The organism is Microbacterium sp. 11MF (assembly GCF_000383475.1).
In the GTDB taxonomy this organism is placed as follows: Bacteria; Actinomycetota; Actinomycetes; order Actinomycetales; family Microbacteriaceae; genus Microbacterium; species Microbacterium aquilitoris.
The window spans coordinates 281,522-306,976 of the sequence record NZ_KB911460.1; the positions used below are offsets into that span (position 1 = coordinate 281,522).

The window sequence follows — 25,455 nt, forward strand, 5'->3', positions numbered from 1 at the left end:
TAGCGCCGCGGGGGTAGCCTGAACGCACAATGAACGTCAAGAAGCTCTCCCGCAACCCGTTCCTCTACGTGGTGCTCATCGGCGTGCTCTTGATCATCGGCATGACGCTGATCTCGAACCTCACCGGCGCCAAGAGCATCACCACGCAGGAGGGCTTGAAGCTCCTCGACGGGTCGACGGTCTCGCAGGCCACGATCACCGACGGCGACAACCGCGTCGACCTCACGCTGGACAAGGCGTTCGAGGGTTCGACGAACGTGCAGTTCTACTACGTCACCGAACGTGCGGACGCGGTGGTGCAGGCCGTCGACTCGGCCGCCCCCAAGGACGGTTACAACGACGTCGTGCCGCAGACCAGCTGGTTCGGCAGCCTGATCTCGATCCTCCTGCCCATCCTCATCCTCGGTCTGCTCTTCTGGTGGCTGCTCTCGAGCGCCCAGGGCGGCGGCAGCAAGGTCATGCAGTTCGGCAAGTCGCGCGCCAAGCTCGTGACCAAGGAGACCCCGACGGTCACCTTCGCCGACGTGGCCGGCTCCGACGAGGCCATCGAGGAGATGCAGGAGATCAAGGACTTCCTGAAGGACCCGGCGAAGTTCCAGGCCGTCGGCGCCCGCATCCCGAAGGGCGTGCTGCTGTACGGCCCTCCCGGAACCGGTAAGACCCTGCTCGCGCGCGCCGTCGCCGGTGAGGCGGGCGTCCCGTTCTACTCGATCTCGGGTTCCGATTTCGTCGAGATGTTCGTGGGTGTCGGCGCGAGCCGCGTGCGCGACCTCTTCAAGGAGGCCAAGGAGAACGCTCCGGCCATCATCTTCATCGACGAGATCGACGCCGTCGGTCGCCACCGCGGCGCCGGCATGGGCGGCGGTCACGACGAGCGCGAGCAGACGCTCAACCAGATGCTCGTCGAGATGGACGGCTTCGACCCGAAGGTCTCGGTGCTCGTGATCGCGGCGACGAACCGCCCCGACATCCTCGACCCCGCGCTCCTCCGCCCGGGCCGCTTCGACCGCCAGATCGGCGTCGACGCGCCCGACCTGAAGGGTCGCCAGCGCATCCTCGAGGTGCACGGCCGCGGCAAGCCGCTCTCGCCGTCGGTCGACCTCGCCGTCATCGCGCGCAAGACGCCCGGCTTCACCGGCGCCGACCTGGCCAACGTCCTGAACGAGGCCGCGCTCCTGACCGCCCGCTCGAACGCCCAGCTCATCGACATGCGCGCGCTCGACGAGGCGATCGACCGCGTCATCGCCGGTCCGCAGCGTCGCACGCGCGTCATGAAGGACAAGGAGAAGCTGATCACGGCGTACCACGAGGGCGGCCACGCCCTCGCCGCCGCAGCGATGAACCACACCGACCCCGTCACGAAGGTCACGATCCTTCCCCGTGGCAAGGCGCTCGGGTACACGATGGTGCTGCCGCTCGACGACAAGTACTCCATCACCCGCAACGAGCTGCAGGACCAGCTGACGTACGCGATGGGCGGCCGCGTCGCCGAGGAGATCGTCTTCCACGACCCCACCACGGGTGCCTCGAACGACATCGAGAAGGCGACCGGCATCGCCCGCAAGATGGTCACCGAGTACGGCATGACCACCGACGTCGGGCCCGTGAAGCTCGGCTCGTCGTCGGGTGAGGTCTTCATGGGACGCGACATGGGTCACGGCCGCGACTTCAGCGAGCGCATCGCCGAGCGCGTCGACGCCCAGGTGCGCGGACTCATCGAGCAGGCGCACAACGAGGCGTACGAGGTGCTGAACGCGAACCGCGAGGTCCTCGACCGGCTCGCCCTGGCGCTGCTTGAGAAGGAGACGCTCGATCACCTCGAGCTCGCCGAGATCTTCAAGGACATCAAGCGCCTGCCGCCCCGGCCGCAGTGGCTCTCGAGCAGCGAGCGTCCCGTCTCGACGCTTCCGCCCGTCGAGGTGCCCCGTCGCGCCGAGGCTCCGGTCGCGGCGAACACCGAGGCCGAGCAGCCGGCCCCCGAGACCTCGTCGGCGCGCCACGCGACCGGGCAGGCTCGACCCGCGACGGCCTGAGGCGGCGCGCATGGCGGTCGACCGCGAGCGCGTCTCCGAACTGGTGCGGGAACTGCTCGTCGCCATCGGTGAAGACCCGGAACGTCCCGGCCTGAAGCTGACTCCGCAGCGCGTTGCCGACGCGTACGCGGAGTTCTTCTCGGGTGTGGGTGAGGATGCCGCAGCCCCGCTCGCGCATACGATTTCGGTCACGCGCGGTCCGGCGCCCGACACGCTCCCCTCCGGTGCGGTCATGCTCCGTGACATCCGGTTCCGCTCCGTCTGCGAGCACCACCTGCTGCCGTTCGCCGGGCATGCGCACGTCGCCTACCTTCCCGGCGAACAGGTCGTGGGACTCGGCGCTCTGCCGAAGGTGATCGACATCCTCGCGGCGCGCCCGCAGGTGCAGGAGCGCCTGGGCGAGCAGGTCGCCGACACGATCGCCGGCTCGATCGACACCCGCGGTGTGCTCGTCGTGCTCGACGCGGTGCACGAGTGCGTGACGATGCGCGGGGGACGGCAGCCCGCGGCATCCACTGTCACCATCGCCGCCCGCGGCGTGTTCACCGACCCCGTGGCGCGCGCCGAGGCGATCGCCCTGCTGACCGGCGGTCGGACATGACCCTCGTCATGGGCATCGTGAACGTCACGCCGGACTCGTTCAGCGACGGCGGACGGTACGCCACGCACGAGGCGGCGATCGCCCACGGCCGCGCCCTCCTCGCCGACGGGGCTGACCTGCTCGACATCGGCGGGGAGTCCACTCGGCCCGGCGCGACGCGGGTCGCGCAGGGCGACGAGCAGGCGCGCATCCTGCCGGTCATCGAGACGCTCGCCGCCGAGGGGGCGGTCATCAGCGTCGACACGATGAACGCGGGCACCGCCGCTGCCGCGGTCGCAGCCGGTGCCCGGATCGTCAACGACGTCTCGGGCGGCCTCGCCGACCCCGACATGCTCGCCGTCGTCGCCCGCACCGACGCGGACGTCGTCGTGCAGCACTGGCGCGGGCACTCCGACGACATGTACGGCACCGCCGTCTACGACGACATCGTCGCGGAGGTGGTCGGCGAACTCGCTGAGCGCGTCGCCGCGGCTCGGGCGGCCGGCATCCCGGATCACCGCATCATCGTCGACCCGGGCTTCGGCTTCGGCAAGACGCCCGAGCAGAACTGGCACGTCGTCCGCGGCCTCGACGAGCTCGTCGGCGGTGGTCATCGCGTGCTCATCGGCACGAGCCGTAAGCGGATGCTGGCGGTCGCCGCATCCGCCGCGGGTATCGAGCTCAGCGGTGAGTCGGACCTCGACCTCGCCACGGCCGTCACGAGCGTCCTCGCCGCGCAGGCCGGCGCCTGGGCGGTGCGCGTGCACGACGTCGCCGCGACGCGTCTCGCCCTCGCCGTGCGGACCGCGTGGGAGGGTGAAGGATGACGACCGACGAGATCGCGATCACCGGCATCCGTGCCACCGGATTCCACGGCGTCTACGAGCACGAGCGCCGCGACGGGCAGGAGTTCGTCGCCGACCTGGTCCTGTCGCTGTCGTTGGCCCGCGCCGCGGCGACCGACGACGTCACCGACACCGTCCACTACGGGGAGGTCGCCGAGCGCGTCGCCGCGATCCTCGCGGGCGACCCCGTCGACCTCATCGAGACCGTCGCCGAGCGCATCGCGACCGCCGTCCTCACGGGCTGGTCGCTCGTCGACGCGGTCGCCGTCACCGTGCACAAACCCGCCGCGCCGATCCCGGTGCCGTTCGGCGATGTCGCCGTCACGGTGAGGCGGTCCCGCGGATGAGCCGCCGCCTGGCCGAGGGGATGCCGCAGAAGGAGCCGCGCGCGCACGGCCCCGCCCACCGCGCCGTCGTCGCCCTCGGCGCGAATCTGGGTCAGCGCGTCGACACCATCGCCGAGGCGATCGCCGACCTCGGCCGCCTGCCGATGACCGAGCTGGTCGCCGCGGCCGAGCCGATCGAGTCGGTCGCGATCACCCTCGGCGGGCCGGATGCCGACGCCCCCCGCTACCTGAACACGGTCGCGCTCATCGACACGCGTCTCGCCCCGTCGCTGCTCCTCGGCTATCTGCACGCGATCGAGGGCCGGCACGGCCGTGAGCGGCGCGAGCGGTGGGGGAGCCGCACCCTCGACCTCGACCTCATCACCTACGGCGACGTGCGTTCCGACGACCCGGCTCTCGTGCTGCCGCATCCCCGCGCCGCGGAACGCGACTTCGTGCTCGACCCGTGGCTGAGTATCGACCCCGACGCGGTGCTCCCCGGCGTGGGCACGGTCGCCGATCTGCGCGCCGCGTTGCCCGGAGGTGCGGGATGAGGCGTACGAACCCGCTCCTCCTCGTCGCGGTCGCCGTCGTTGCCGGCATCGCGGGGTTCTTCGTCGACCAGGTGCTCACGGGGATGGGGCAGCCGACCTTCACCCCGTCGCCGCTGTTACCGATCCTGCTCGTCGCGCTCGGTGCCGCCGTCGTCCTCGCTGCCATCCCGGTCCGCCGGGCGACAGCCGGAACCGCAGCACCCGTCGACCCCTTCCGAGCGCTCCGCATCGCGATGCTGGCCAAGGCATCGAGCATCGTCGGAGCGCTCGTCGCCGGATTCGGCGGAGGGCTTCTCGCTTTCGTGCTCACACGACCCGTGTCGCCCTCGTTAGGCTCAACGGGTGCGGTGATCGCCGCGGTGGGGGGCGGGTTGCTCCTCGTCGCCGGTGCACTCGTCGCCGAACACCTGTGCACCATCCGGAAGGACGATGATGACGACCAGCCCGGACCCGACGAACCCGGCTACGGGCTCTCCCACTCCGACTGACGAGACGTTCACGAAGATCCTCGAACCGCGGGGTGCCTCGCGGCTCCCGCTGGGGGATGGCGCCTGGCGCCAGCTGTCGCGCAAGTACGTGATCGGGCAGGTCATCGGCTACGTCGTCGTGCTCCTGCTGATCGCGGCCGCGGTGCTGACGCTCTGGCTCATGTTCGAAGCGACGTGGCCGTTCATCCCCGGCGGCATCCTCTTCGCGATCTTCCTCGTGACGCTCGTCGTCACGCCGCGTCAGGCGCGATCGATCGGCTACCAGCTGCGCGAGGACGACCTCGTCTTCCGCCGCGGCATCCTCTGGCAGCGAATGGTGTCGGTCCCGTACGGCCGCCTCCAGCTCGTCGACATCACGCACGGCCCGCTCGATCGGATGCTGGGCATCGCCCAGTTGAAGCTCGTCACCGCGGCGGCATCCACCGGTGTGACGATCCCCGGCCTGCCGCAGCGCGACGCCGAACAGCTGCGCGACACGCTCATCGAGGTGGCTGAGACCCGGCGGACCGGTCTGTGAGCGATCTCGACCCCCAGCCCGCGCCGCTCGAGCAGGCGTCCGCTCCGCCGCCCGCCGCGGTCCGCTCCGAGATGAGCGACGGCGAATGGCACCGGATGCATCCGCTGTCGCCGCTCCTGCGCGGCGGGCTGACGCTCATCGTGATCATCGGCATCCTGGTCGCGAACCTCCGCGACCGACTGATCTCGTTCTTCCTGCCCGAGAACTTCCGCTACGGCGAGGAGGACCCGGTCGACTTCGTCTTGCAGAACGGCATCGCGGTGCAGGCCATCGTCGCCGTGGCGGTCGGCCTCGTCATCCTGATCGCCCTCTTCTGGACCGCCTGGCGCTTCCATACCTTCCGCATCACGGGCGACGAGGTCGAGGTGCGCAGCGGCGTGCTGTTCCGCACGCACCGTCGCGCACCGCTCGACCGCGTGCAGGGCGTCAACCTCACGCGCCCCGCCCTCGCCCGCCTCGTCGGACTCGCCAAGCTCGAGGTGGTCGGCGCCGGCCTCGACGCGAACGTCAAGCTCGAGTACCTGTCGACCCGCAACGCCGAGACGGTCCGCGGCGACATCCTGCGCCTCGCGTCGGGACACCGGACGAAGGATGCCGCGAACCGCCCGGCATCCGCGGGCGGGCCGCTGACCTCTCGCGTGACCGCCGGGATCAGCGAGATCATCGACGGTGTCGACGACGACGGTGCCGAACCCGAATCCATCGTGCGCGTGCCGATATCGCGCCTCATCCTCGCGGGGTTGCTGTCAGGCTCGACCATCTGGTTCGTGCTGGTCGTGGTGGCGGCGATCGTCGGGCTCGTGCTGCAACCGATCTGGATCATCCCCGCTCTCGGTGCGTCCATCCCCGCGGCGATCGGTTTCGGCGCGTACGCGGTGCGGCAGTTCATCAAGACGGTCCGCTACTCGATCGCGCCGTCGTCGGCGGGGGTGCGCGTCACCTTCGGTCTGCTCACGACGGTCACCGAGACGCTGCCCCCGGGTCGCGTGCACGCCGTCGACATCCGGCAGCCGCTGCTGTGGCGGTGGGGTGGCTGGTACCGGATCAGGGTGAACAAGCTCTCGGGCCGCTCGGCAAGCGACGCATCGGCAGCCCAGATGGGCGACGTGCTGCCCATCGGTACGCAGGCCGACGTCGAGCGGGTCCTGCGACTGCTGCTGCCGTCCCTCTCCGTCGACGCCGCGATGCTCGACGCGGGTCTCCGCGGTCCCCGCGAGGGTGACGGGTACGTCACGTCGCCTGCCCGGGCGCGGGTGATCGACCCGCTCACGTGGCGACGCAACGGCATCCTCGTCCTGCCGCAGGCGGTGCTGATGCGGACCGGCCGGCTGTGGCCGAAGCTCACGATCCTGCCGCTGGCCCGCATGCAGTCCGTGCGTCTCTCGCAGGGGCCGCTCGCGCGTCGCCTCGGGCTGGCCGCCATCACGGGACACACGGTCATGGGACCCGTGAACGGCACCATCGAGTCGATCGACCACACGCGCGCTTACGAGCTGTGGCGGGCGATCACGGATGCCGCGGTGGCCGCGGCATCCGCCGAGAGCGCTCAGCCGACCGACGGGAACGCGGTCGAGGTGGAGTGGCCGGAGGCGGCTTCGGTCGCGCCGCCGCTCGCGCCCCCTGCGCCGGTGCCGCCCTTGTGGGTGCCCCCCGCCCCGCCGACGGGGGAGCGATGAACCGTGAGGGGCGCCTCGGTGTCGGCGTGATCGGCGCCGGGCGGGTCGGGCCCGTCGTCGCCGCCGCTCTCGCCGGGGCCGGGCACGCGCTCACCGGGATCACCTCGGGTTCGGACGACGACCGCGTCGAGGCGATCCTCCCCGAGGTGCCGAGGGTCAGCGCCGAAGAGGTCGTCCGGCGCAGCGAACTCGTGGTCCTCGCCGTGCCGCACGATGAGCTGCCAGGGCTCGTGGCGGGCCTCGCCGAACTCGGTGCGTGGCAGGTGGGGCAGATCCTTATGCACACGGATGCCGCGCACGGCATACAGGTGCTCGCTCCCGCGGCGGCGCGAGGCGCCATCCCCGTCGCCATCCATCCCGCGATCGCCTTCACCGGCACGTCGACCGATCTCCGCGCCCTCAAGGACGCGTATGCAGCCGTGACGGCGCCCGCCGCGGTCATGCCGATCGCGCAGGCGCTCGCGGTCGAGATGGGATGCGAACCGGTCGTGGTCGCCGACGCCGACCGCGCCGCATATGGCGAGGCGATCTCGACGGCGACCGCGTTCTCGGCATCGATCGTGCAACAGGCGGCCGGCTTGCTGCGCGGCGCCGGGGTCGAAGACCCCTCGCGGTACCTCTCGGCGCTCGTGCACACGACGATCGACCGCGCACTGAGTGACGCCGCGCCCGCACTCGGCGACGGGCCGCCCCTTCCGTGAGCGACGTGGAGCTCGCCCGCATCTCGGCGGGCATCGTCGAACTGCGCGACGCGCGTCGTCGTCGGCGGTGGACCGTCGCTCTCGAGCCGTTCGAGATCGGCGTCTACCCCGTCACGCAGGAGCAGCTCTCGGAGGTGATCGGGGTGGCGGCATCCGACCCCCGCCGTCCCGCCGTCGAGGTGAGTTGGCTGCGCGCTGTGCGGTTCTGCAACGCGCTGTCGGAGTGGGAGGGGCTCGATCCGGCCTATGCCGTCGACGGCGAAGAGGTGCGGTGGCACGTCGACAGCGACGGCTTCCGCCTGCCGACGGAGGCCGAGTGGGAGTACGCGTGCCGCGCCGGGTCGGCCGGCCCGCACTACGGTCCGCTCCCCGAGGTGGCGTGGACCGCGGGTGACGGTGTGACCTCGCCGCAGCCGGTCGGCGGCAAGCTCCCCAACCTGAACGGGCTGTTCGACACCCTCGGCAACGTGTGGGAATGGTGCTGGGACTTCCTCGACACCGAGCGCTACGACGACTACCGGGTGTTCCGCGGCGGCGGTTTCGCTGACGACGCGTGGAACGTCCGCGCCGACACCCGCCGCGGCGGCGGACCCCGCATGACGCACGACGACGTCGGGTTCCGCGTAGCGCGGGGCGGCTTCGATGCGGTCGACGCCGCACAGGGCTGGTCGGCCGCGTTCGACGCCGAGCGCGCTGCCGGCGGCGACCCCCGCCCGCCCGGCTGGACCCCGCGCCGCTGAGGCTTGGCGGTCGAGGTGTTCGCGGATGCAAGGGATTGTGCGCGACACCCCGGGGTGGGATGCCGTGCCGCGGCGTGTCGGGGCGGATCTCTTGCATCCGCGCACACCTGGCGCACACCCGGCGCACACACCCCGCGCCCGCGTCGCCCGCGCCGAAACCGCCCGCAGCCCGTCGATAGACTGAAGGGTCGAATCCCCGAGGAGCCCCCGAACATGACCGACGCGTCCGCGCCCACGCCCGCCGAGACGACCGAAGAGGACGTCATCGAGCAGAAGGCGGTCCGTCTCGCGAAGCGGGAACGGCTGTTGAGCGAACGAGCGGATGCCGCGGGTGGCGCCTACCCCGTGACCGTGCCCGTCACCGACACGATCTCGGCACTGCGCGAGCGGTTCGCATCGCTCGAGGCGGGCGATGAGACCGGCGAGACCGCGTCGGTCGCCGGCCGGATCGTGTTCAGCCGCAACACCGGCAAGCTCTGCTTCGCAGCACTCCAGTCCGGCGACGGAAGCCGCATCCAGGCGATGGTCTCCCTCGCCGAGGTGGGCGACGAGTCGCTGCAGGCGTGGAAGGAGCTCGTCGACCTCGGCGACCACGTCTCGGTCACCGGTCAGGTCATCTCCAGTCGCCGCGGCGAGCTGTCGATCATGGTCACCGACTGGACGATCGCCGCGAAGGCGCTGCTGCCGCTCCCGAACCTGCACTCCGAGCTGAGCGAGGAGAGCCGCGTGCGGTCGCGCTTCCTCGACCTGATCGTCCGCGACACCGCCCGCGAGACCGTCGTCGCCCGCGCCAAGGTGAACGCGTCGCTGCGGCGCACGTTCGACGCGCACGGCTTCCTCGAGGTCGAGACGCCGATGCTGCAGGTGCAGCACGGCGGCGCCGCGGCCCGCCCGTTCATCACGCACTCCAACGCGTTCGACACCGAGCTGTACCTCCGCATCGCGCCGGAGCTCTTCCTCAAGCGCGCCGTCGTCGGCGGCATCGACCGGGTCTACGAGATCAACCGCAACTTCCGCAACGAGGGCGCCGACTCCACCCACAGCCCCGAGTTCGCGATGCTCGAGGCCTACCAGTCCTACAGCGACTACAACGGCATCGCCGACCTGACGCAGGAGCTCATCCAGAACGCCGCGATCGCTGTCGCCGGCTCCACCACCGTCACGTGGGCCGACGGCACCGAGTACGACCTCGGCGGCCAATGGGACCGCATCTCGATGTACGAGTCGCTGTCGGATGCCGCCGGTCGCCGCATCACGCCCGAGACCTCGTTCGAGGAGCTCCAGACCTTCGCGGCCGAGTCGGGCGTCGAGGTGCCGGAGAAGATCGCCACCCACGGAAAGCTCGTCGAGGAGCTGTGGGAGCACTTCGTGAAGGGCGGCCTCGAGCGCCCAACATTCGTCATGGACTTCCCGCTCGACACCTCGCCCCTCGTGCGCGAGCACCGCACCATTCCCGGTGTCGTCGAGAAGTGGGACCTCTACGTCCGCGGCTTCGAGCTCGCGACCGGCTACTCCGAGCTCGTCGACCCCGTCATCCAGCGCGAGCGTTTCGTCGAGCAGGCGAAGCTCGCCGCGCGCGGCGACGACGAGGCGATGCGTGTCGACGAGGAGTTCCTGCGCGCGCTCGAGCACGGCATGCCGCCCACCGGTGGCATGGGCATGGGCATCGACCGCCTGCTGATGGCGATCACCGGCCTCGGCATCCGCGAGACGATCCTCTTCCCGCTCGTCAAGTGAGCGCGGGCGCGGGCGCACGACGATGCGTCCTCGCCAGCGGAACCGTCTCGGCGATCCGAGCCGACAGCGCGTCGACCTCCGCGGGGCGGAACCGGAGTGCCCGGAAGGTGCGCGGCATCCCCGCGTAGAAGCACACGTCGGCGACGAGCGGATGCCCCGCGAGCCGGCTCGTGCCCACGATGTGCACGGCCGCGGCGGACAGCACCGTCTGCCGTTGCACGACGTGACTGACGAGGAGGACGACCCGGTTGGAACCTGCGTCGACCCGCAGTCGTGAACAGAGGACGACCGTGACGGGCCAGGCGATCGCGAAGACGATCGCACCGGCCGCGAGGACGAGCAGCGGCGGCCACCCCAGTCCCGCGGCGACCCAGCCGGCGAGGACGGCGGCAGCGATCAGCCCGGCGAGCAGAACGACACCCGTACCGGTGGCTCGGGCACCCCGATCGCCGGTGAGCAGGCGCGTCGACGGGTCCTCGTCGAACGCCTCGTGCAGCAGGCGTTCCACGACCCGGCGGGGGAGCGACGGGAGCAGGAGGTTCGTGCCGAGCTGCGCGGCCGAGTCCGTCGTCAGAAGCGACAGTCGGACGCGTCCGAGCAGCGTCTCGACGAGGTTGCGCTGCAGCACGACGCCGATCGTCGTCGCCCGCGAGACGCTCCGGGTGTGGGTGGAGAACAGGCCGTAGGAGATCACGATCCGGTCGCCCGGCATCCGTCGCACCTCGAACGAGGCGTAGCGCACCACCGTCAGCACGAGGCCGAGCGCGACGATGCCGACGGCGATCGCCACCGCCCAGACGACCGGGGGGAGCGGGAGCCACCGGGTGAGCGCCGCGTCGGCGCCGAACATACCCAGCGTCTCGGACACCCCCAACGCCGCGCCACCGCCGATGAGGGCGAACTGGCCGTAGACGACGCTCGCGAGCAGCAGGTGCGTCAGCCGCACCCGGTAGAGCAGGATGCCGGGCGCCGGCCGCGCCTGCTCGGCAGGCTGCTCGGCGGTCACCTCCGCCTCAGTCGTCCCGAGCGCGTGCCCGGCGCGCGCCGTCACCTCGCGATGGAGGTCCTCGTCGACCGCCCACAGGTGGACCTTGGTCCGCTCGTCGCCGGCCTGAGACAGCGTGAGGACCCGCAGGTCCCACCGGGCGAAAGCCCAGGACTGCCTGCTGTCGACCGTTCCGATGTCGGCCCAGGCGAGGGACTGCTGGCGTCGCGTGAACGCACCGGTCGTCACCACCAGGTGCTCCGGGGTGAGCGCCACCCGGGTGAAGGTCCACCGCCAGATCGGTTCGCACAGGAGAACGGCGATCAGGGGGCCGAGCGCCAGCCACGCCCAGGCGCCCGGCCACACGGCCGGTCCGAAGAGATAGACGGCGCCGGCGATGAAAGTGCCGACGAGTTTGGGAGAGGACTCCAGGTACGACGCCGGAAGGTAGCGCAGCGGAAGACGCCGGGGGACCTCGTCGGAGGGGACGGTCACCGCGCCGGCTCCGCCTGCGCGTGGAGCACGGTCGTGCGGATGCGCTCCGCCGCGCGCGGTTCGAGCGGGCCGAGGCCCTCGACCTCGGAGATGCACGTGAATCTCACGCTCACGGCGTCGAACGCGCGCAGCAGCGGCCCCTGCACGACCTCGACGTTCAGGATCTGGGCCGTCGCGATGACGGTGGTCCGCCGCCAGAGCCAGCCGCGCGTGATGTAGACGTAGTCGGCGGTCGCGGTGTAGCTCGTGTTCTCGACCTGCTTGCGATTGAGCCAGGGCAGTTCGATCAGCAGGGAGACGACGGCGAGGATGCCGACGATCACCCAGAGCGCCGTGCGCCACCCTGGATCGGGGAGGAAGGCGATGGCGACGGCGAGTGCCGTGGTGACGAGGACCGTCGTCACGCCCTCGCGGACGTTGAGGTAGGTCAGGGCGCGGGGTGCCAGCACCGAGTCACCGCGGGTGCCGTGCGCCGGCGGGTATCCCGAGGACGGGGTGCTCGCGTAAACTGATCCCGCTTCATCTCGATCCGATTCGAAGCACCCCTGGCTGGCGTCTTGACCGAGACGCCAGCCAGACCCCTTTCCAGAGGGGGCGCCGGTCATTGCACGTCGGCCCGCTGATTGCGGGCGAATCCGATGGCGAGCGGGACGACCAGCCACAGGAGTCCGGCCGTCAGAGCCGGGCCGAGCTCGCCCGTGCCGCTGCCGGCCTCGGTGATGGCGGTCAGCCGGAACCACGAGCCGATGCCGTGCGGGATGAGCATGAGCAGCGGGTCGATCACGAATCCCTGCACGAGCGAGAACACGATGGCGATCGCGACGCGCTGCGTCGCCGCGCCGTACGCGATGCCCGACACGGTGCCGACGGCGGCGCTCCAGAGCAGGACCGCGATGCTCTCGGCATCCGCGTTCCACACGATGGTCGCCCCGGCGGCGAGGGCGAGGCCGGCGGTGAACACGACGGCCAGGACGGCGGCGACGGCGACGAGGACGGTGCACACGATGAGCGCCGTCAGTGCCTTGGCGAGGAAGACGATGTGCCGGCGCGGTTCGAGGGCGAACGTCGTCAGCACGTCTCGCGACTGCCAGTCGGCGGCCATGATGAAGATCGCCAGGATGGGGACGAACACGGTGACGGCCGCTCCCATGCCGAGGAGCGCGCCGGAGATGCTCACCGATTCCGCGTCGACGAGCAGCGCGATCGCGGCGACACCGGCGCCGACGACGACCCAGAGCGCGGCGGTGAGGCCCAGCGCCCACCGCGTCCCCCGTGTCGTGCGGACGTTCCGCAGTTCGGCCCGCAGGCTGCGGCCGAAGCGGCCGGCCGTCTGCGGGGTGCTGTCAGCGAGGATCAAAGACGTCACCTTCCACTCGGTACTGGCCGCGCGTCAGGCGACGGTAGAGGTCGCTGATCGACTCGCGGTCCTCGGCGAGCTCGTCGAGCACGATGCGGTCGGCGATGCAGATCTCGCTGAGGGAGCGGGGGTCGATGCCCACCGAGAAGCGCCCGTCCTCGGGACGCACACTGAACGGGATGCCGCGGGTCGTGAGCGCGCGTCGCAGCAGGTCGGTGTCCGCAGCGATCGCCGTCGCGTTCTTTTCGGCGGTGAGGTCGCCGACCTCGCCGGAGTAGCGGATGGCGCCCTCGCTGAGGACGACGATGCGATCGGCGAAGGTCTGGAGTTCCTGCAGGAGATGCGTCGAGACGAGGACGCAGCCGCCCGTCGTGTGCGCGTGATGGACCAGAGTCGATCGCAGCCAGTCGCCCGTCTCGATGTCGAGACCGTTCATGGGCTCGTCGAGGATGAGGTGTCGAGGCCGACCGACGAGCGCGACGGCGAGGGCGACCCGCTGCTTCATCCCGAGGGAGAGCGCGCCGAATCGGCGACGTGCGGCAGAGGCCAGGCCGAGCGTGGCGATGAGTTCGCCGACCCGCTCGCGCGGTGAGCCGGTCAGGATGGCGGCCGTCGCGAGGGTGTCCTCGACACTGCGCCCGGGGTGGTGGGCGCCCGGGTCGAGAAGGGCTCCGACGGTACGGCCCGGCTGCGCGAGATCGCGGAAGAGGACGCCGTCGAACGTGGTCGATCCGGCGTCGGCGATCGTCAACCCGAGCATCGTGCGCATCGCGGTCGACTTGCCGGAGCCGTTGGGACCCAGCAGGCCCGTGACGGTGCCCGCGGGGATGTCGAAGGAGACGTCGTCGAGGACGCGCTTGACGCCGTACGTTTTGGAGACGCCCCTCACGCGGATGCCGGTGTCCGGTGTCTGCGGCATAGGTCGCCTCTCCTTCTCTCTCAGGTGGTCGCGGTGTCCCGATGGGACGGCACGCACGTGTGCCGTCCCATCGGGACAGATCTCAGCCGATGCCGAGGATCCGCAGGATGTAGTCGACGATCGTCGCGAACGAGATGCCCGCGTTGATCCACTCGAGCACGCGACGCCAGTTGTTGCGTGCCCACGCGGTGATACGTCCGACCTGGCCGGCGACGGCACGGCCCCAGCGGCCGATGTTCGCGATGACCCACGCGATGAACCTCAGAACTGCCCCCATGATGTTTCCTCTCGATCCGTTGGTGTTTGTCAGTGACGCTGCGTTCGTGACCGCGATCGCAGCGCCGGAAGTGACGCTACCGACGGCTCGGGCCGCCGCTCTTGAGCCGAAAGGCCCCAGCGTTCGTGCGGGGGACGCAATCCGCATCCGCCTTTAGACGCAACGGGACCACCCGGGGTGCCGCCCCCGGATGGAATGCGCTCTCGCGCCGTATCGAGGTGCGCAGGCCGCGGCTAGGCTCCGAGGCGTTCCCACCCACATCGACGCGCGGCAGACACACGGTGCCCGTTCGTCCGCGACGTAAGGAATCCCATGGCTGACAAGAAGCGGACCGCCGCGGACGGCGCGGCATTCGCCGCACTCTTCATCGTCGCGCTGACGGTCAACATCTGCCTGGCCGTCTTCACCGACGTCGAGGTGATCCTGCGCTGGGGGATCACCGCCGTGGCCGGCATCGCCGCCGCGGCGACGGCCTACGCGATCGTGTCGCGCCGGAGCCGTTCGCGCAGCTGAGGGACGCCGCCCCGCTCAGGGGAGTCGGATGACGCCGGTGGTCGCGGCGTAGAGGAGGACCTGCACCCGATCGCGCACGCCCCACTTCGTCATGATCCGGCGCAGGTGCGACTTGACCGTCGCCTCGGACAGGAAGAGGTCCCGCCCGATCTCGGCGTTCGACATCCCCTTGGCGAGCAGCTCGAGGACGTCGAGCTCACGACGGGAGACCTGTTCCGCGGGGCTCAGTGTGACGGTGGGCTGACCCGCCTGCGCGCCGATCCGCCGGACGAGATCTCGGCCGGCGACCGACGACAGGACGAAGCCGCCGTGGTGCGCGCTGCGGACGGCCGCCGTGATGTGCTCCGGTTCGGAATCCTTCACGAGGAAGCCGACGGCGCCGACCCGGAGGGCGCCGGCCACCGTCTCGTCGGATCCGTAGGTCGTGATCGCGATGGTCCGTGCGGACGGCAGGTCGACCGACAACTGCTCGATCGCGCGGATGCCGTCGCCTCCCGGCATCCGGATGTCCATCAGGATCACGTCGGGCTTCAGTTCGAGGCTCAGGCGGACAGCGCTCGGTCCGTCGCTCGCCTCTCCTACGACCGTCATCCCCGGTTCTGCGTTCAAGAACACCTGGAGAGCCCGTCGGACGAGAGCCTCATCGTCGGCGATGAGAACTCGGATGGGGTCCATGCGATCAGCATAGGTGCCGGTTTTGCGTCTTGCGGTGACGGGATTGCGTCTTGAGCAGGAGCGTCCCCCGGCACTCCTCGCGTCAGGATGGGCGCAGGGCGTGCCGGGAGCTCCTTCCGGCACGAAATCGAGATGGGGAGAGAAAGAATGTTCCGATGGATCCCGTTCGCGAGTCAGCCGACAAATCTGTGGACGCACCTGTGCCGGGTGCTGCGCATCTGCAACTGACCCGCGGCATGCACGGCGCGGGCGGAGCAGCCCGTGCCGTGCAGCGCGAGCTGTGGGACTACGTCCTCCCCCCGAAGGTCGCCCGCGCCATCCTGGCTCTGCTGCCCCTGCTCGCGGCGGTCGACGTCGTGTGGGCGCAGCTGACATCGGGGCCGTCGGTCTCGTGGCCGACGATCGCCGCCTCCGTGCTCACCAACGGCTCGATCATCGCGATGGCCTGGCGGCCCACGTGGGGAGCCATCGTCCTCGTGCTCGCCGGATTCGTCGCCGTCGTCGCGGGTCAGAGCGGTGAGTATCTGACCGCGGTCGCCATGAGCATCGGGGTCGTCTTCTACTGCTGCAGCGCCGTGTTCTCGACCGCGTACGGTGTCGCGGCCGTCGCCTGGGTGGCGGCGATCGCCACGGTTCCGCCGGGTCTCGACGTCGGCGGAGTCGTGGCCGTCTTCGTCGTCGGGCTCCTGTCGGCGACGGTCGGACGGGGCCTGCGTCGCGTCGTCCGCCGGAACGTCGTCCTCGCCTCGCAGGTCGACGCGCACGAGGCGCAGCTCGACGCGGCGCTGCTGGCGGAGCGCACCCGTATCGCCGACGAGCTCCACGACGTCATCGCGCACGAGATCTCCATCACCGTCATGCACGCCCGCGTCCTGGAGCGCACGGACGACCCCGAGATCCGCTCCAGCTCGCAGCGCGCGATCGTCGCGGCATCCGCTCAGGCGCTGACCGACACGCGTCGCGTGCTGCAGCTCATCCACGGCAGGACGGGGACGGACGGCGTGACGGATGCCGGTGCCCCCGGCATCCGCCGAGAGGTCGACTCCCTCGCCCAGAAGCTCCGCGACCTCGGGCACACGGTGCGGACGGAGGTCACCGGTGACGCGGCGCTCGCCGGCATCATCGAGACGACCCTCACCCGCGCCGCGCGGGAGGCGGTCACGAACATCGTGAAGCACGGCGCGCCGGCCATGACGATCGATCTGTCGCTCGTCGTGACCCCGCACACCGTCGTGCTGTCGGTGATCAACGATCCGCATCGCCCCGTGTCGGGTCAGCGCCCCGGTCCCGCATTCGGACTCGCCCGGCTTCGAGAGCGCGTCGAGGTGCTGAGCGGCACGTTCGCCGCAGGCCCCGACGAGGGTCGATGGCGCGTCCGCGTGGAGCTGCCCACGCGCTGACCAGCGTCTACGCCCGCGCCGATGCGCGTGTCAAGGTCTTGCTTTTTCGTCGTCTGAACCGGTTTAGTGGATCAGGTCCGCCACGAAGGAGTGACCGATGCCCCCCGCGACCCGTCCCACGATCGCGGATGTCGCGCGCGCGGCGGGCGTCAGCAAGGGCCTCGTCTCCTTCGCACTGAACGGTCGTCCCGGCGTCGCCGCCGAGACGCGGCAGCGCATCATGGACACCGCCGCCGAACTCGGCTGGACGCCGAGCCTGAGCGCCCGGTCGCTCAGCGTCGGGCGCGCCTTCGCGTGCGGACTGGTGATCGGGCGGAGCCCCGACGTCATTGCGGCCGACCCCTTCTTCCCCTCGTTCATCGCCGGGCTCGAAGACGAGTTCTCCGTCACCGGGCAGGCCCTCGTCCTCGCCGTCGCGAACCCGGGCCGTCAGGAGGAGGCCACCTACCGGGCGCTCGCCTCGGACCGGCGCGTGGACGGCGTCATCCTCACCGACATCCGCGTCGCGGACCCGCGCATCGCGCTCCTCGCCGAAGTCGGGATCCCCGCCGTCACCCTCGGCGTCCCCGACGTCGCCTCGCCGTTCGCCTCGGTCTCGACGGACGACGGAGCCGGCATCCGTCTCGCCGTCGAGCACCTCGCCGGCCTCGGCCACCGCCGCGTCGGGCACGTCGCAGGGCCCTCCGGCATGCTTCACGCCCAACGCCGCCGCGACGCCTTCCTCGATGCCGCGGATGCCGCCGGCCTCGACGTCGTCGTCGTGGAGACCGACTTCAGCGCCGCCGACGGCGCGCGCGCCACGGCATCCCTCCTCGACGAGGGGACCCCGCCGACAGCCATCATCTACGCGAACGACAGCATGGCGGTCGCCGGCATGGGGATCGCCCACCAGCGCGGGCTGAGCGTGCCCGACGACCTCTCGATCACCGGATTCGACGACACCGAGATCGGCCGCTGGGTGCACCCCGCTCTCACGAGCGTCGCGACCGACGCCCGCGGCTGGGGCGTGGCCGCCGCACGCACGCTGCTCGCCGCGATCGCCGGTGACGCGCCCACTCACCTCGACCTCCCCGATCCCACCCTCGCCGTCCGGGGTTCGACGGCACCTCCACGGGCGCGTGACGCGCGACCGACGACAGCAAGAGAGCACGAGTAACCGAACGAAGGAGCAGGACATGCAACGACGCATCCTCATCACGGCAGCCGGCGCAGCCGGTGTGCTGGCCCTCACCGCGTGCGGCGGCGGAGGCGGAGGTGGTGGCGGCGACCTCGAGAGCCGAGGCGACATCACCATCTGGTACTCCAACAACGAAGCCGAGATCGGCTGGGGCAAGAAGATGGTCGAGGCATGGAACGCCGACCACCCCGACGAGCAGGTCAAAGCGCAGGAGATCCCCGCCGGCGCCTCGAGCGAAGAGGTCATCGGGGCCGCGATCACCGCGGGCAACGCCCCGTGCCTCGTCTTCAACACCTCGCCCGCGGCGGTGCCGGGCTTCCAGCGCCAGGGGGGCCTCGTCGACCTGTCGACCTTCGAGGACGGCGACGACTACATCACGGCCCGCAGCGGCGACCTCGCCGACCAGTACCGCTCCGACGACGGCGATTTCTACCAGCTGCCGTGGAAGTCGAACCCGGTGATGATCTTCTACAACAAGGCCCTCTTCGAGAAGGCCGGGCTCGACCCCGAGAACCCGAAGCTGTCCACCTACGACGAGTTCCTCGAGACCGCGCGGACGCTCAAGGAGAAGGGCGTGTCCGAGTACGCGATCAACCCCGCCCCCACGAGCGAGTTCTTCCAGTCCTGGTTCGACTTCTACCCGCTCTACGCGGCGCAGACCGGCGGGACGCAGCTGCTCGAGGACGGCAAGGCGACGTTCGACGACGACAACGGCAAGGCCGTCGCCGACTTCTGGCGGACCCTCTACGAGGAGAAGCTCGCCGGCAACGAGCAGTACCAGGGCGACGCGTTCGCCGACGGGTACGCCGCCATGGCGATCGTGGGGCCGTGGGCGATCAGCGTGTACGGCGACTCGATCGAGTGGGGAGCCGTGCCGGTGCCGACGAAGGACGGCACCTCGGCGGGTGACACCTGGACGTTCAGCGACGCGAAGAACGTCGGCATGTTCACCGCGTGCAAGAGCAAGGGCACGGCCTGGGACGTCCTCAAGTTCGCCACCAGTGAGGAGCAGGACGGCGAGTGGCTGAAGGCCACCGGCCAGATGCCGCTGCGTCAGGACCTGACGGGTACCTATCCGGACTACTTCGCCGACAACCCCGCCTACGAGCAGTTCGGCGATCAGGCCGCGCGCACCGTCGAGGTGCCCAACGTCGTCGGATCGGTGGAGATCTGGCAGGCCTTCCGTGACGGCTACTCGAAGTCGGTCATCTTCGGTGAGACGCCGGTCGATCAGTTCCTCTCCGACACCGCGGCAGAGGTCGACAAGCTGGCGGCGGGCTGAGATGACCGCCGTCGTCCCGGGTCGCGCCGGGTCCGATCCCGGCGCGACCCGCGGTGCCACCCCCGGGAAGGACGGGAAGGATGCCGCGCCTCGCCGCGGCATCCTCCACCGCCTCCTCGGCGCGCAGCCGCACGGGCTCCTCTTCTCGGCGCCCTACATCGTCTTCGTCCTGGTCGTCTTCGCCTACCCGGTGGTGTTCGCCGTCTGGATGTCGTTCCAGGACTACTTCTTCGCCGCCCCGGGGGCAGTGGTCGACCGGCCGTTCGTCGGCTTCGACAACTACGTCACGGCGCTCAGCGACCCCGAGGTCTGGCGGTCGTTCGGCAACGTCGGGATCTTCCTGATCATCAACGTGCCGCTGACGGTCGTGCTGTCGATCCTGCTGGCGACGGCGCTCGACCGCGTCACGAAGGCGCGGACCTTCTTCCGGGTGAGCTACTACGTGCCGTACGTCACGGCATCCGTCGCCGTCGTCGCGGTCTGGCTCTTCCTCTTCGCCCGCGGCGGACTCGTCAACAACGTGCTCGGGCCGCTCGCGCCCGACCCGTCGTGGCTCGTGAACTCGGCGCTCGCGATGCCGACCATCGCGATCTTCGTGACGTGGAAGGGGCTCGGGTTCTACATCCTGCTCTACCTCGCCGCCCTTCAGAACGTGCCGCGCGAGCTGTACGAATCGGTGTCGATGGACGGCGGCGGGAAGATGCGGCAGTTCTTCTCGGTGACGGTGCCGAGCGTTCGGCCGGCGACGCTGCTCGTCGTCCTGCTCGCCACGATCACCGGGGCGAACCTCTTCACCGAGCCGTATCTGCTGACCGGTGGCGGCGGTCCCAACGGAGCCTCGACGTCGCCCGTGCTGCTCATGTACCAGCGCGGCATCGAGCAGCAGAACCCCGACGTCGCCGCCGCGATCGGCGTCGTGCTGATCGTGTTCGTCCTGGCCATCGCTGCCCTGCAGCGCAAGCTCGTGGGAGGTGAGGAGCGATGAAGCGCGCACTCGGGTCGAAGATCGCGATGTACACGGCGCTGTCGGTCGGTGCGCTCGCGTTCCTGTTCCCGTTCTTCTACATGATCGTCGGCTCGTTGCAGACGAACGTCGATCCGACGCCGGCGGGGGCGTTTCCCAACCCGTCCAATCTGACGCTCGACAATTACGCCGCCATCAACGGGCGCATCGACCTGCTGCAGGGGCTCGCCAACTCGGGCATCTTCACCGGCGGGGTGATCCTCGGCACGGTCGTCTTCGGCGTCCTGGCCGGGTACGCCCTGGCGATCCTCCGCTGGCGGGGGCGCGGGGCGACGTTCGCCCTCGCCCTCCTGGTGCAGGTCGTACCGTTCCAGCTGTTGATGATCCCGCTCTACGTCATGATCGCCCGGGATTACGGCCTGGCCGACAGCTACCTCGGCATGATCCTGCCGTTCTTCATCAACTCGACGGCGGTGGTGATCTTCCGGCAGTACTTCCTGCAGCTGCCCAAGGAGCTCTTCGACGCCGCGAGGATCGACGGCTCGAACGAGTTCCGTCTGCTGTGGAGCGTGGCGCTGCCCCTCGTGCGACCGGCGCTGCTGACGGTCGTGCTGCTGACCTTCATCGGGCCGTGGAACGAGTTCCTGTGGCCGTTCCTCATCACGAAGGATGCCGAGATGCAGCCGCTCGCGGTGTCTCTCGCGAACTTCATCTCGAACATCGCGGCATCCACCGCGAACCCGTTCGGGGCGATGATGGCCGGTGCCGTGGTGCTGGCCGGCCCCGCCGTCGTGCTGTTCCTCGTGTTCCAGCGCTACTTCACGTCCAACGACCTCGGATCCGGAGTGAAAGGTTGACCATGACCACCGAGACCCACGTGCCCTACCGACTCACCCGCATGGGGGTCGTGATGACCCCCGCCGCGGGCGATCCGAACGAGGTCGAGGGGGTGTTGAACCCCGGTTCCGGCCGCGGCCCCGACGGGGAGCTCTACCTGCTGCCGCGACTCGTGGCCGACGGCAACGTGTCGCGCGTGGGCCTGGCCCGCGTCGTCGTGGAGGACGGGGTGCCGACCCGCGTCGAACGCGAGGGCGTCGTCCTCGAACCCGACCGAGGGTGGGAGCGCGGGGTCGGCAACGCCGGCGTCGAGGACCCCCGGGTCACCTGGATCGAGACGCTCGGGCTGCACGTCATGACCTACGTCGCCTACGGGCCCCTCGGCCCGCGCACGGCGATCGCGGTGTCGAGCGACCTGCGCGAGTGGCGCCGACTCGGGCCGGCGCTGTTCCGGTACCAGGACGACCTCGACATGGACCTGAACCTGTTCCACAACAAGGACACGGTGTTCTTCCCCGAGCCGGTCACCGCGCCCGACGGGCGGGAGGCGCTCGCCGTCCTCCACCGCCCCATGTGGGACCTCGGCGAAACGAAGCCCGGCCAGGGCGTCCGCCTCCCGGCGGGCGTCGAGGACGAACGGCAGTCGATCTGGATCAGCTACATCCCCCTCGCCGACGTCCGCGACGACCTCGCGGCGCTGACCCTGTGGGAGCAGCACCGCTTCGTCGCCGGCCCGGAGTTCCCGTTCGAGGCGCTGAAGATCGGCGGGGGACCGCCGCCGCGCCGCATCCCGGAAGGCTGGCTCGTCCTGCACCACGGTGTGACGGGCGTGCTCGAGAGCGCCTTCGCGCAGCAGCAGAAGGTCAACTACGCCGCCGGGGCGCTCATCCTCGACGCCGACGACCCCTCGACGGTCGTCGCCCGCACTCCGGAGCCGCTGCTGGCACCGGAGACAGACGACGAGCGGAGCGGCATCGTGCCGAACGTTGTCTTCCCGACCGCGATCGAAGAGGTCGACGGTCGCCTGTTCGTGTTCTACGGCATGGCCGACTCGAAGATCGGCGTCGCCCTGCTCGAACGCACCGACTGATCGCGTGCCGAGTGCAGGTCCCCTCGGCCATCGGGCGCCCTGAAGCGCTCCGATCCGACTCTGGACCTGCACTCGGCACCGCAACGAAAGGAATCCCCCCGTGAACACCTCCGCACACCGTCGTGCGAGGACCGTCGGCCTCACCGCGCTCGCTGCGCTCGCCCTGACCGTCCCGCTCGGCGTCACCGCCGCTGCCGCGGCGCCCGCCGACCCTCCCGTCACGAACCTCGCGCACCTCGACTTCCTGCTCGACGAAGCGACGCCGCCCGCCGACGTCGACGGGCACAGCACCTACCGACAGGCCGAGGAGCCCGCGCTCGTCATGCCCTGGACCTATGCCGATGCCCGGGACGGTGGGACGTTCGAGCGGGTCGGCGGCGGACCCCTCGACCCCGAGACCGGCTACTGGGGCCAGGGGGCCTACAACGCCGACGACATCACCCGTGCCGCCGTGGTCTACATCCGCCACTGGGAGCTCACCGGCGACGACGACAGTCGCGACACCGCGTATGAACTGCTCCGCTCGGTCGCGTACTTCCAGAGGACCGATGGTCCGGATGCCGGCAACGTCGTCCTCTGGATGCAGCCCGACGGCACCTTCAATCCCTCTCCCGAGCCCGTCGAGCTCCCCGACCCGTCCGACAGCGGGCCGAGCTACTGGCTCGCCCGCACCCTGTGGGCGCTCGGCGAGGGCTACGCCGCGTTCAAGGACGAGGACCCCGCCTTCGCCGCCTTCCTCGACGACCGCTTCGACCTCTCTCTCGGCGCGCTGAACCGCCAGGTCCTGTCCAGGTACGGCACCTGGACGGTCTCGGACGGCAAGCGCGTGCCGGCCTGGCTCATCACGAACGGGGCGGATGCCTCGGCTGAGGCCGTGCTCAGGTTGGCGGCGCGTGTCGCCGCGAGTCCCGACCGGGCCTCGGCGACGGCGCTCCGCCGGCTCGCGAAGGGCATCGCCGCGATGTCGGACGGGTCGACGCGGGAGTGGCCGTACCGAGCCGTGCTGCCGTGGGCGGAGTCTCCGGCGATCTGGCACGCGTGGGGCTCGCAGATGCCGGCGGCGCTGGCCGCGGCATCCGTCGTCCTGAAGGATCGTGCGCTCGCTCGTCCCGCCGTCGCGGACGCGACGAGTTTCGCGACCACCCTGCTCACCGCGGGTGGACCCGACAACGGCTGGAACCCGAGCCCGGTCGACCGGGTGCAGATCGCCTATGGCGCCGACTCGCGGGTGCAGTCGCTCCTGGGGGTCGCCGACGCGACCGGGTCGGAGGGGTTCGAGGACCTCGCGGCGATGCAGGCCGCCTGGTTCTTCGGCGCAAACCACGCCGGTCAGCGCATGTACGACCCGGCGACCGGCGTCACCTACGACGGTCTGCAGCCGGACGGCACCGTCAACCGCAACAGTGGTGCGGAGTCCACGATCCACGGGTTGCTCACCGCGCTCGCGCTCGACGCCCACCCGGACGTCCGGCGTCATGCCCTCTCGCTGACCGAGGTCGGCGACCGTGAGGGGCTCACGTGGGTCGAGGCGGAGGATGCCGCCCGCACGACGGGTGAGATCTCGACGCCGGAGTCGTGGACGGGCGAGTCGAGCTGGTCGGGCGACAAGCTGACGCTGTCGCGCGGTGAGACCGCGGTGTTCGACGTCGGTACGGCGGGCACGGATCGATGGATCGAGCCCATAGTCTGGTCGGAGGTCGGCGAACGTACGTCGTCGACGTGGACGAGCGACCGCGGCCGACTGGGGAGCCTGCAGCTCACCGGTCCTCGGCAGGGGATCTCAGCGACACCGGGTGCGATGCATCCGCACACGCTGCAGAAGGCCCTGCCCGGTTCGCGTGACGAGCTGCGCGTCGTGTCGACGCGCGGCGAGGTGCAGCTCGACGGCATCCTCGTCCGGCCGTTCGTCTCCCGCCTCGTGCTCGAGGGCGACGGCGGTGCGCGCACCGAACTCGTGCACTCGGCGGCGCGCTCGCCGCAGAAGGTCAGGGTGGGCGCCGGCGACCTCGCGGTCTACGACGACCGCGGGCGCGAAGTGCGCGCCAAGAAGGACCGCACGGGCGTCCTCACCCTGCCCGCCGGCGGCTTCGCGATCGTCGAGCGGTGACGATCCGACCGGGCCGTGGGATGCCGCGGCCCGGTCATCGCCGGAAGGCCCAGTCGGGCAGGTGGGCGTGCGCCACGAACGATCGCACGATCTCGCCGAGTCCGTGCTCGCGTTCGAGGCGCAGCGCCGCCGCGGCGTGACGATCGGCGTGGGTCGAGCGTCCGAGCGCCCAGGCGAGCCATGCGGCAGTCGCCAGCGGACCCGCCCGGTGGGCCTCGGGCGTGCGGGCGGCCACGTGCCGCACCAGCTCGAGCGCCGCCTCGAGCCGGGTCGGGTCGGGCCGTTGGCTCTCGCCCCACATGACCGACGCCAGGTCGGCGGGGTACTCCTCGCCGTCCTCCCACCGGCGTTGCGCGTCGAGGGCGGCATCCCCTCCGGCCCGGTCGGTCGCCCACTGCACGATCCCGACGTCCCGGAGCGACGGACGTGCGAGGCACCACGCGAGCACGGCCGTCCGCATCGGGTCGAGGTGTGCGGCATCCCACGTCAGGCAGGTCTCGAACAGGGCGGGCAGGTCGTCGAGCGCGCAGCCAGCCTCGAGCGCCGCCGGATCGATGCGCGTCGGGGCATCCGCCAGAGCCGGGATGCCGCACAGCACGGCCAGCGCCGACTCGAGCGACTGCAGGGCGGCGGCGACGTCCGCGATGACGACGGGGTCCGCGGTCGGCAATGCGGCGCCGTCGTGCTGGTCGTGATCCAGGCGGGGCAGGTGACGCTCGAGTTCTGCGAGCGCGCGGCCGCCGCGGGGCAGCCGCTCGTCATAGTGCGAGCCCCAGCCGTCGCTCGCGACGGTGAGCGCGTCGACGATCCCGAGTCCGCAGGTCGCCGCAGCCCGTTCGAGCGCCTCGGCCAGGTCGCCGTGGGGGAGTCGGCGACGAGCGGATGCCGCCGTGTAGACGACCGCGGTGAAACCATCGGCATCCGACACCCGGCAGATCATGCCGACGACGGTCGACGCGACGGGATCGAGCGGAGCGCCCCGGGGTGGCAGGTCGATGCGCAGGGCGCCGAGACTGCGCCCGCGGGTCATCGGGACGACGACGAGGCTCTCGGTGGGGGTGAACCCGAGCAGGCGGGGGACGAGGGCGAGGAAGTGCGCGGAATCCGCGGCGGTGACGATGGTCGACATGGCCCCACGGTCGTCGGGCGGGACCCCTCGCGGGCGCGAGGATGCGAGGCT

Annotated in this window: 26 protein-coding genes; 19 read left to right on the top strand and 7 right to left on the bottom strand. The window is 70.7% G+C overall.

Annotated features, from left to right (window positions below; translation table 11 throughout):
• Positions 1–29 precede the first annotated feature (29 nt).
• From ftsH to lysS, 11 genes are all read left to right on the top strand, one after another.
• Positions 30–2,033 carry an ATP-dependent zinc metalloprotease FtsH gene (ftsH, locus tag H286_RS0108320; RefSeq protein ID WP_020097779.1) on the top strand — a complete coding sequence of 668 codons (2,004 nt, stop codon included), beginning with the start codon at positions 30–32 and terminating at the stop codon, positions 2,031–2,033.
• Between the two features lie 10 nt (positions 2,034–2,043).
• The gene (gene folE, locus H286_RS0108325; protein WP_018185760.1) at positions 2,044–2,634 is read left to right on the top strand and encodes a GTP cyclohydrolase I; all 591 of its coding nucleotides are present in this window, start codon (positions 2,044–2,046) and stop codon (positions 2,632–2,634) included.
• Entirely contained in the window at positions 2,631–3,440 is an 810-nt protein-coding gene (gene folP, locus H286_RS0108330; RefSeq protein ID WP_020097780.1) for a dihydropteroate synthase, read from the top strand. Before folE ends, folP begins: the two co-directional genes overlap by 4 nt.
• Positions 3,437–3,805 carry a dihydroneopterin aldolase gene (folB, locus tag H286_RS0108335; protein ID WP_020097781.1) on the top strand — a complete coding sequence of 123 codons (369 nt, stop codon included), beginning with the start codon at positions 3,437–3,439 and terminating at the stop codon, positions 3,803–3,805. The genes folP and folB overlap by 4 nt, the downstream gene beginning before the upstream one ends.
• A complete protein-coding gene (gene folK / locus H286_RS0108340; protein WP_028497449.1) occupies positions 3,802–4,338 on the top strand; it encodes a 2-amino-4-hydroxy-6-hydroxymethyldihydropteridine diphosphokinase in 537 nt (178 codons plus the stop codon). The genes folB and folK overlap by 4 nt, the downstream gene beginning before the upstream one ends.
• On the top strand, positions 4,335–4,826 hold the full coding sequence (locus H286_RS0108345; protein ID WP_018185756.1) for a DUF3180 domain-containing protein: 492 nt from the start codon (positions 4,335–4,337) through the stop codon (positions 4,824–4,826). Before folK ends, H286_RS0108345 begins: the two co-directional genes overlap by 4 nt.
• The gene (locus H286_RS0108350; RefSeq protein ID WP_018185755.1) at positions 4,771–5,343 is read left to right on the top strand and encodes a PH domain-containing protein; all 573 of its coding nucleotides are present in this window, start codon (positions 4,771–4,773) and stop codon (positions 5,341–5,343) included. Before H286_RS0108345 ends, H286_RS0108350 begins: the two co-directional genes overlap by 56 nt.
• Positions 5,340–7,019, top strand: a complete 1,680-nt coding sequence (locus tag H286_RS0108355) for a PH domain-containing protein (RefSeq protein WP_020097783.1) — start codon at positions 5,340–5,342, stop codon at positions 7,017–7,019. The genes H286_RS0108350 and H286_RS0108355 overlap by 4 nt, the downstream gene beginning before the upstream one ends.
• Positions 7,016–7,720: a DUF2520 domain-containing protein gene (locus tag H286_RS0108360; protein ID WP_028497450.1), complete on the top strand. Its 705-nt coding sequence runs from the start codon at positions 7,016–7,018 to the stop codon at positions 7,718–7,720. Before H286_RS0108355 ends, H286_RS0108360 begins: the two co-directional genes overlap by 4 nt.
• Complete coding sequence (locus tag H286_RS0108365) at positions 7,717–8,460, top strand: formylglycine-generating enzyme family protein (RefSeq protein WP_020097785.1); 744 nt, start codon at positions 7,717–7,719, stop codon at positions 8,458–8,460. The genes H286_RS0108360 and H286_RS0108365 overlap by 4 nt, the downstream gene beginning before the upstream one ends.
• Before the next feature lie 213 nt (positions 8,461–8,673).
• Positions 8,674–10,197 (top strand): lysine--tRNA ligase, encoded by a 1,524-nt coding sequence (lysS, locus tag H286_RS0108370; protein ID WP_018185751.1) that lies wholly within the window; start codon positions 8,674–8,676, stop codon positions 10,195–10,197.
• On the opposite strand, the gene H286_RS0108375 is transcribed toward lysS, so the two are convergent.
• The 5 genes from H286_RS0108375 to H286_RS0108395 form a co-directional block, all read right to left on the bottom strand.
• Complete coding sequence (locus H286_RS0108375) at positions 10,190–11,677, bottom strand: PH domain-containing protein (protein WP_028497451.1); 1,488 nt, start codon at positions 11,675–11,677, stop codon at positions 10,190–10,192. The genes lysS and H286_RS0108375 overlap by 8 nt on opposite strands.
• Positions 11,674–12,126: a PH domain-containing protein gene (locus H286_RS0108380; protein WP_020097786.1), complete on the bottom strand. Its 453-nt coding sequence runs from the start codon at positions 12,124–12,126 to the stop codon at positions 11,674–11,676. Before H286_RS0108380 ends, H286_RS0108375 begins: the two co-directional genes overlap by 4 nt.
• A gap of 152 nt (positions 12,127–12,278) precedes the next feature.
• Entirely contained in the window at positions 12,279–13,043 is a 765-nt protein-coding gene (locus tag H286_RS0108385) for an ABC transporter permease (protein WP_231370919.1), read from the bottom strand.
• Entirely contained in the window at positions 13,021–13,953 is a 933-nt protein-coding gene (locus H286_RS0108390; protein WP_020097788.1) for an ATP-binding cassette domain-containing protein, read from the bottom strand. Before H286_RS0108390 ends, H286_RS0108385 begins: the two co-directional genes overlap by 23 nt.
• Positions 13,954–14,035: 82 nt before the next feature.
• Positions 14,036–14,230 (bottom strand): aureocin A53 family class IId bacteriocin, encoded by a 195-nt coding sequence (locus H286_RS0108395; RefSeq protein ID WP_018185747.1) that lies wholly within the window; start codon positions 14,228–14,230, stop codon positions 14,036–14,038.
• 312 nt (positions 14,231–14,542) lie between these two features.
• Between H286_RS0108395 and H286_RS0108400 the strand changes: the two genes are divergently transcribed.
• Positions 14,543–14,743 carry a hypothetical protein gene (locus H286_RS0108400; protein WP_018185746.1) on the top strand — a complete coding sequence of 67 codons (201 nt, stop codon included), beginning with the start codon at positions 14,543–14,545 and terminating at the stop codon, positions 14,741–14,743.
• 15 nt (positions 14,744–14,758) lie between these two features.
• Here H286_RS0108400 and H286_RS0108405 read toward each other — a convergent pair whose 3' ends face one another.
• On the bottom strand, positions 14,759–15,418 hold the full coding sequence (locus tag H286_RS0108405) for a response regulator (protein ID WP_018185745.1): 660 nt from the start codon (positions 15,416–15,418) through the stop codon (positions 14,759–14,761).
• Positions 15,419–15,573: 155 nt separating this feature from the next.
• Here H286_RS0108405 and H286_RS0108410 point away from each other — a divergent pair, with 155 nt between their 5' ends.
• The 7 genes from H286_RS0108410 to H286_RS0108440 all read left to right on the top strand — a co-directional run bounded on the left by H286_RS0108410 (position 15,574) and on the right by H286_RS0108440 (position 24,275).
• Positions 15,574–16,818 carry a sensor histidine kinase gene (locus H286_RS0108410; RefSeq protein ID WP_231370920.1) on the top strand — a complete coding sequence of 415 codons (1,245 nt, stop codon included), beginning with the start codon at positions 15,574–15,576 and terminating at the stop codon, positions 16,816–16,818.
• A gap of 97 nt (positions 16,819–16,915) precedes the next feature.
• The gene (locus tag H286_RS0108415) at positions 16,916–17,974 is read left to right on the top strand and encodes a LacI family DNA-binding transcriptional regulator (RefSeq protein WP_020097790.1); all 1,059 of its coding nucleotides are present in this window, start codon (positions 16,916–16,918) and stop codon (positions 17,972–17,974) included.
• A 19-nt stretch (positions 17,975–17,993) separates the two neighbouring features.
• Entirely contained in the window at positions 17,994–19,277 is a 1,284-nt protein-coding gene (locus H286_RS0108420) for an extracellular solute-binding protein (protein WP_020097791.1), read from the top strand.
• A 1-nt stretch (position 19,278) separates the two neighbouring features.
• Positions 19,279–20,262 carry a carbohydrate ABC transporter permease gene (locus H286_RS0108425; protein WP_018185741.1) on the top strand — a complete coding sequence of 328 codons (984 nt, stop codon included), beginning with the start codon at positions 19,279–19,281 and terminating at the stop codon, positions 20,260–20,262.
• Positions 20,259–21,098 carry a carbohydrate ABC transporter permease gene (locus H286_RS0108430; protein WP_020097792.1) on the top strand — a complete coding sequence of 280 codons (840 nt, stop codon included), beginning with the start codon at positions 20,259–20,261 and terminating at the stop codon, positions 21,096–21,098. The genes H286_RS0108425 and H286_RS0108430 overlap by 4 nt, the downstream gene beginning before the upstream one ends.
• A 2-nt stretch (positions 21,099–21,100) precedes the next feature.
• Positions 21,101–22,168: a glycoside hydrolase family 130 protein gene (locus tag H286_RS0108435; RefSeq protein ID WP_020097793.1), complete on the top strand. Its 1,068-nt coding sequence runs from the start codon at positions 21,101–21,103 to the stop codon at positions 22,166–22,168.
• Positions 22,169–22,268: 100 nt separating this feature from the next.
• Entirely contained in the window at positions 22,269–24,275 is a 2,007-nt protein-coding gene (locus H286_RS0108440) for a hypothetical protein (protein WP_020097794.1), read from the top strand.
• Between the two features lie 34 nt (positions 24,276–24,309).
• Here the strand turns inward: H286_RS0108440 and H286_RS0108445 are convergent, their stop codons facing one another.
• Positions 24,310–25,404, bottom strand: a complete 1,095-nt coding sequence (locus H286_RS0108445) for a DUF4192 family protein (RefSeq protein WP_020097795.1) — start codon at positions 25,402–25,404, stop codon at positions 24,310–24,312.
• Positions 25,405–25,455 lie beyond the last annotated feature (51 nt).

Excerpts from the sequence above, each read along its gene's own strand:
- H286_RS0108410 (WP_231370920.1), top strand. The coding sequence starts at position 15,574 with ATGGATCCCGTTCGCGAGTCAGCCGACAAATCTGTGGACGCACCTGTG.
- H286_RS0108415 (WP_020097790.1), top strand. The coding sequence starts at position 16,916 with ATGCCCCCCGCGACCCGTCCCACGATCGCGGATGTCGCGCGCGCGGCG.
- H286_RS0108430 (WP_020097792.1), top strand. The coding sequence starts at position 20,259 with ATGAAGCGCGCACTCGGGTCGAAGATCGCGATGTACACGGCGCTGTCG.
- H286_RS0108345 (WP_018185756.1), top strand. The coding sequence starts at position 4,335 with ATGAGGCGTACGAACCCGCTCCTCCTCGTCGCGGTCGCCGTCGTTGCC.
- H286_RS0108395 (WP_018185747.1), bottom strand. The coding sequence starts at position 14,230 with ATGGGGGCAGTTCTGAGGTTCATCGCGTGGGTCATCGCGAACATCGGC.
- H286_RS0108400 (WP_018185746.1), top strand. The coding sequence starts at position 14,543 with ATGGCTGACAAGAAGCGGACCGCCGCGGACGGCGCGGCATTCGCCGCA.
- H286_RS0108405 (WP_018185745.1), bottom strand. The coding sequence starts at position 15,418 with ATGGACCCCATCCGAGTTCTCATCGCCGACGATGAGGCTCTCGTCCGA.
- H286_RS0108425 (WP_018185741.1), top strand. The coding sequence starts at position 19,279 with ATGACCGCCGTCGTCCCGGGTCGCGCCGGGTCCGATCCCGGCGCGACC.
- H286_RS0108445 (WP_020097795.1), bottom strand. The coding sequence starts at position 25,404 with ATGTCGACCATCGTCACCGCCGCGGATTCCGCGCACTTCCTCGCCCTC.
- ftsH (WP_020097779.1), top strand. The coding sequence starts at position 30 with ATGAACGTCAAGAAGCTCTCCCGCAACCCGTTCCTCTACGTGGTGCTC.
- folB (WP_020097781.1), top strand. The coding sequence starts at position 3,437 with ATGACGACCGACGAGATCGCGATCACCGGCATCCGTGCCACCGGATTC.
- H286_RS0108435 (WP_020097793.1), top strand. The coding sequence starts at position 21,101 with ATGACCACCGAGACCCACGTGCCCTACCGACTCACCCGCATGGGGGTC.
- H286_RS0108390 (WP_020097788.1), bottom strand. The coding sequence starts at position 13,953 with ATGCCGCAGACACCGGACACCGGCATCCGCGTGAGGGGCGTCTCCAAA.
- H286_RS0108420 (WP_020097791.1), top strand. The coding sequence starts at position 17,994 with ATGCAACGACGCATCCTCATCACGGCAGCCGGCGCAGCCGGTGTGCTG.
- H286_RS0108360 (WP_028497450.1), top strand. The coding sequence starts at position 7,016 with ATGAACCGTGAGGGGCGCCTCGGTGTCGGCGTGATCGGCGCCGGGCGG.
- folK (WP_028497449.1), top strand. The coding sequence starts at position 3,802 with ATGAGCCGCCGCCTGGCCGAGGGGATGCCGCAGAAGGAGCCGCGCGCG.
- folP (WP_020097780.1), top strand. The coding sequence starts at position 2,631 with ATGACCCTCGTCATGGGCATCGTGAACGTCACGCCGGACTCGTTCAGC.
- lysS (WP_018185751.1), top strand. The coding sequence starts at position 8,674 with ATGACCGACGCGTCCGCGCCCACGCCCGCCGAGACGACCGAAGAGGAC.
- H286_RS0108350 (WP_018185755.1), top strand. The coding sequence starts at position 4,771 with ATGACGACCAGCCCGGACCCGACGAACCCGGCTACGGGCTCTCCCACT.
- folE (WP_018185760.1), top strand. The coding sequence starts at position 2,044 with ATGGCGGTCGACCGCGAGCGCGTCTCCGAACTGGTGCGGGAACTGCTC.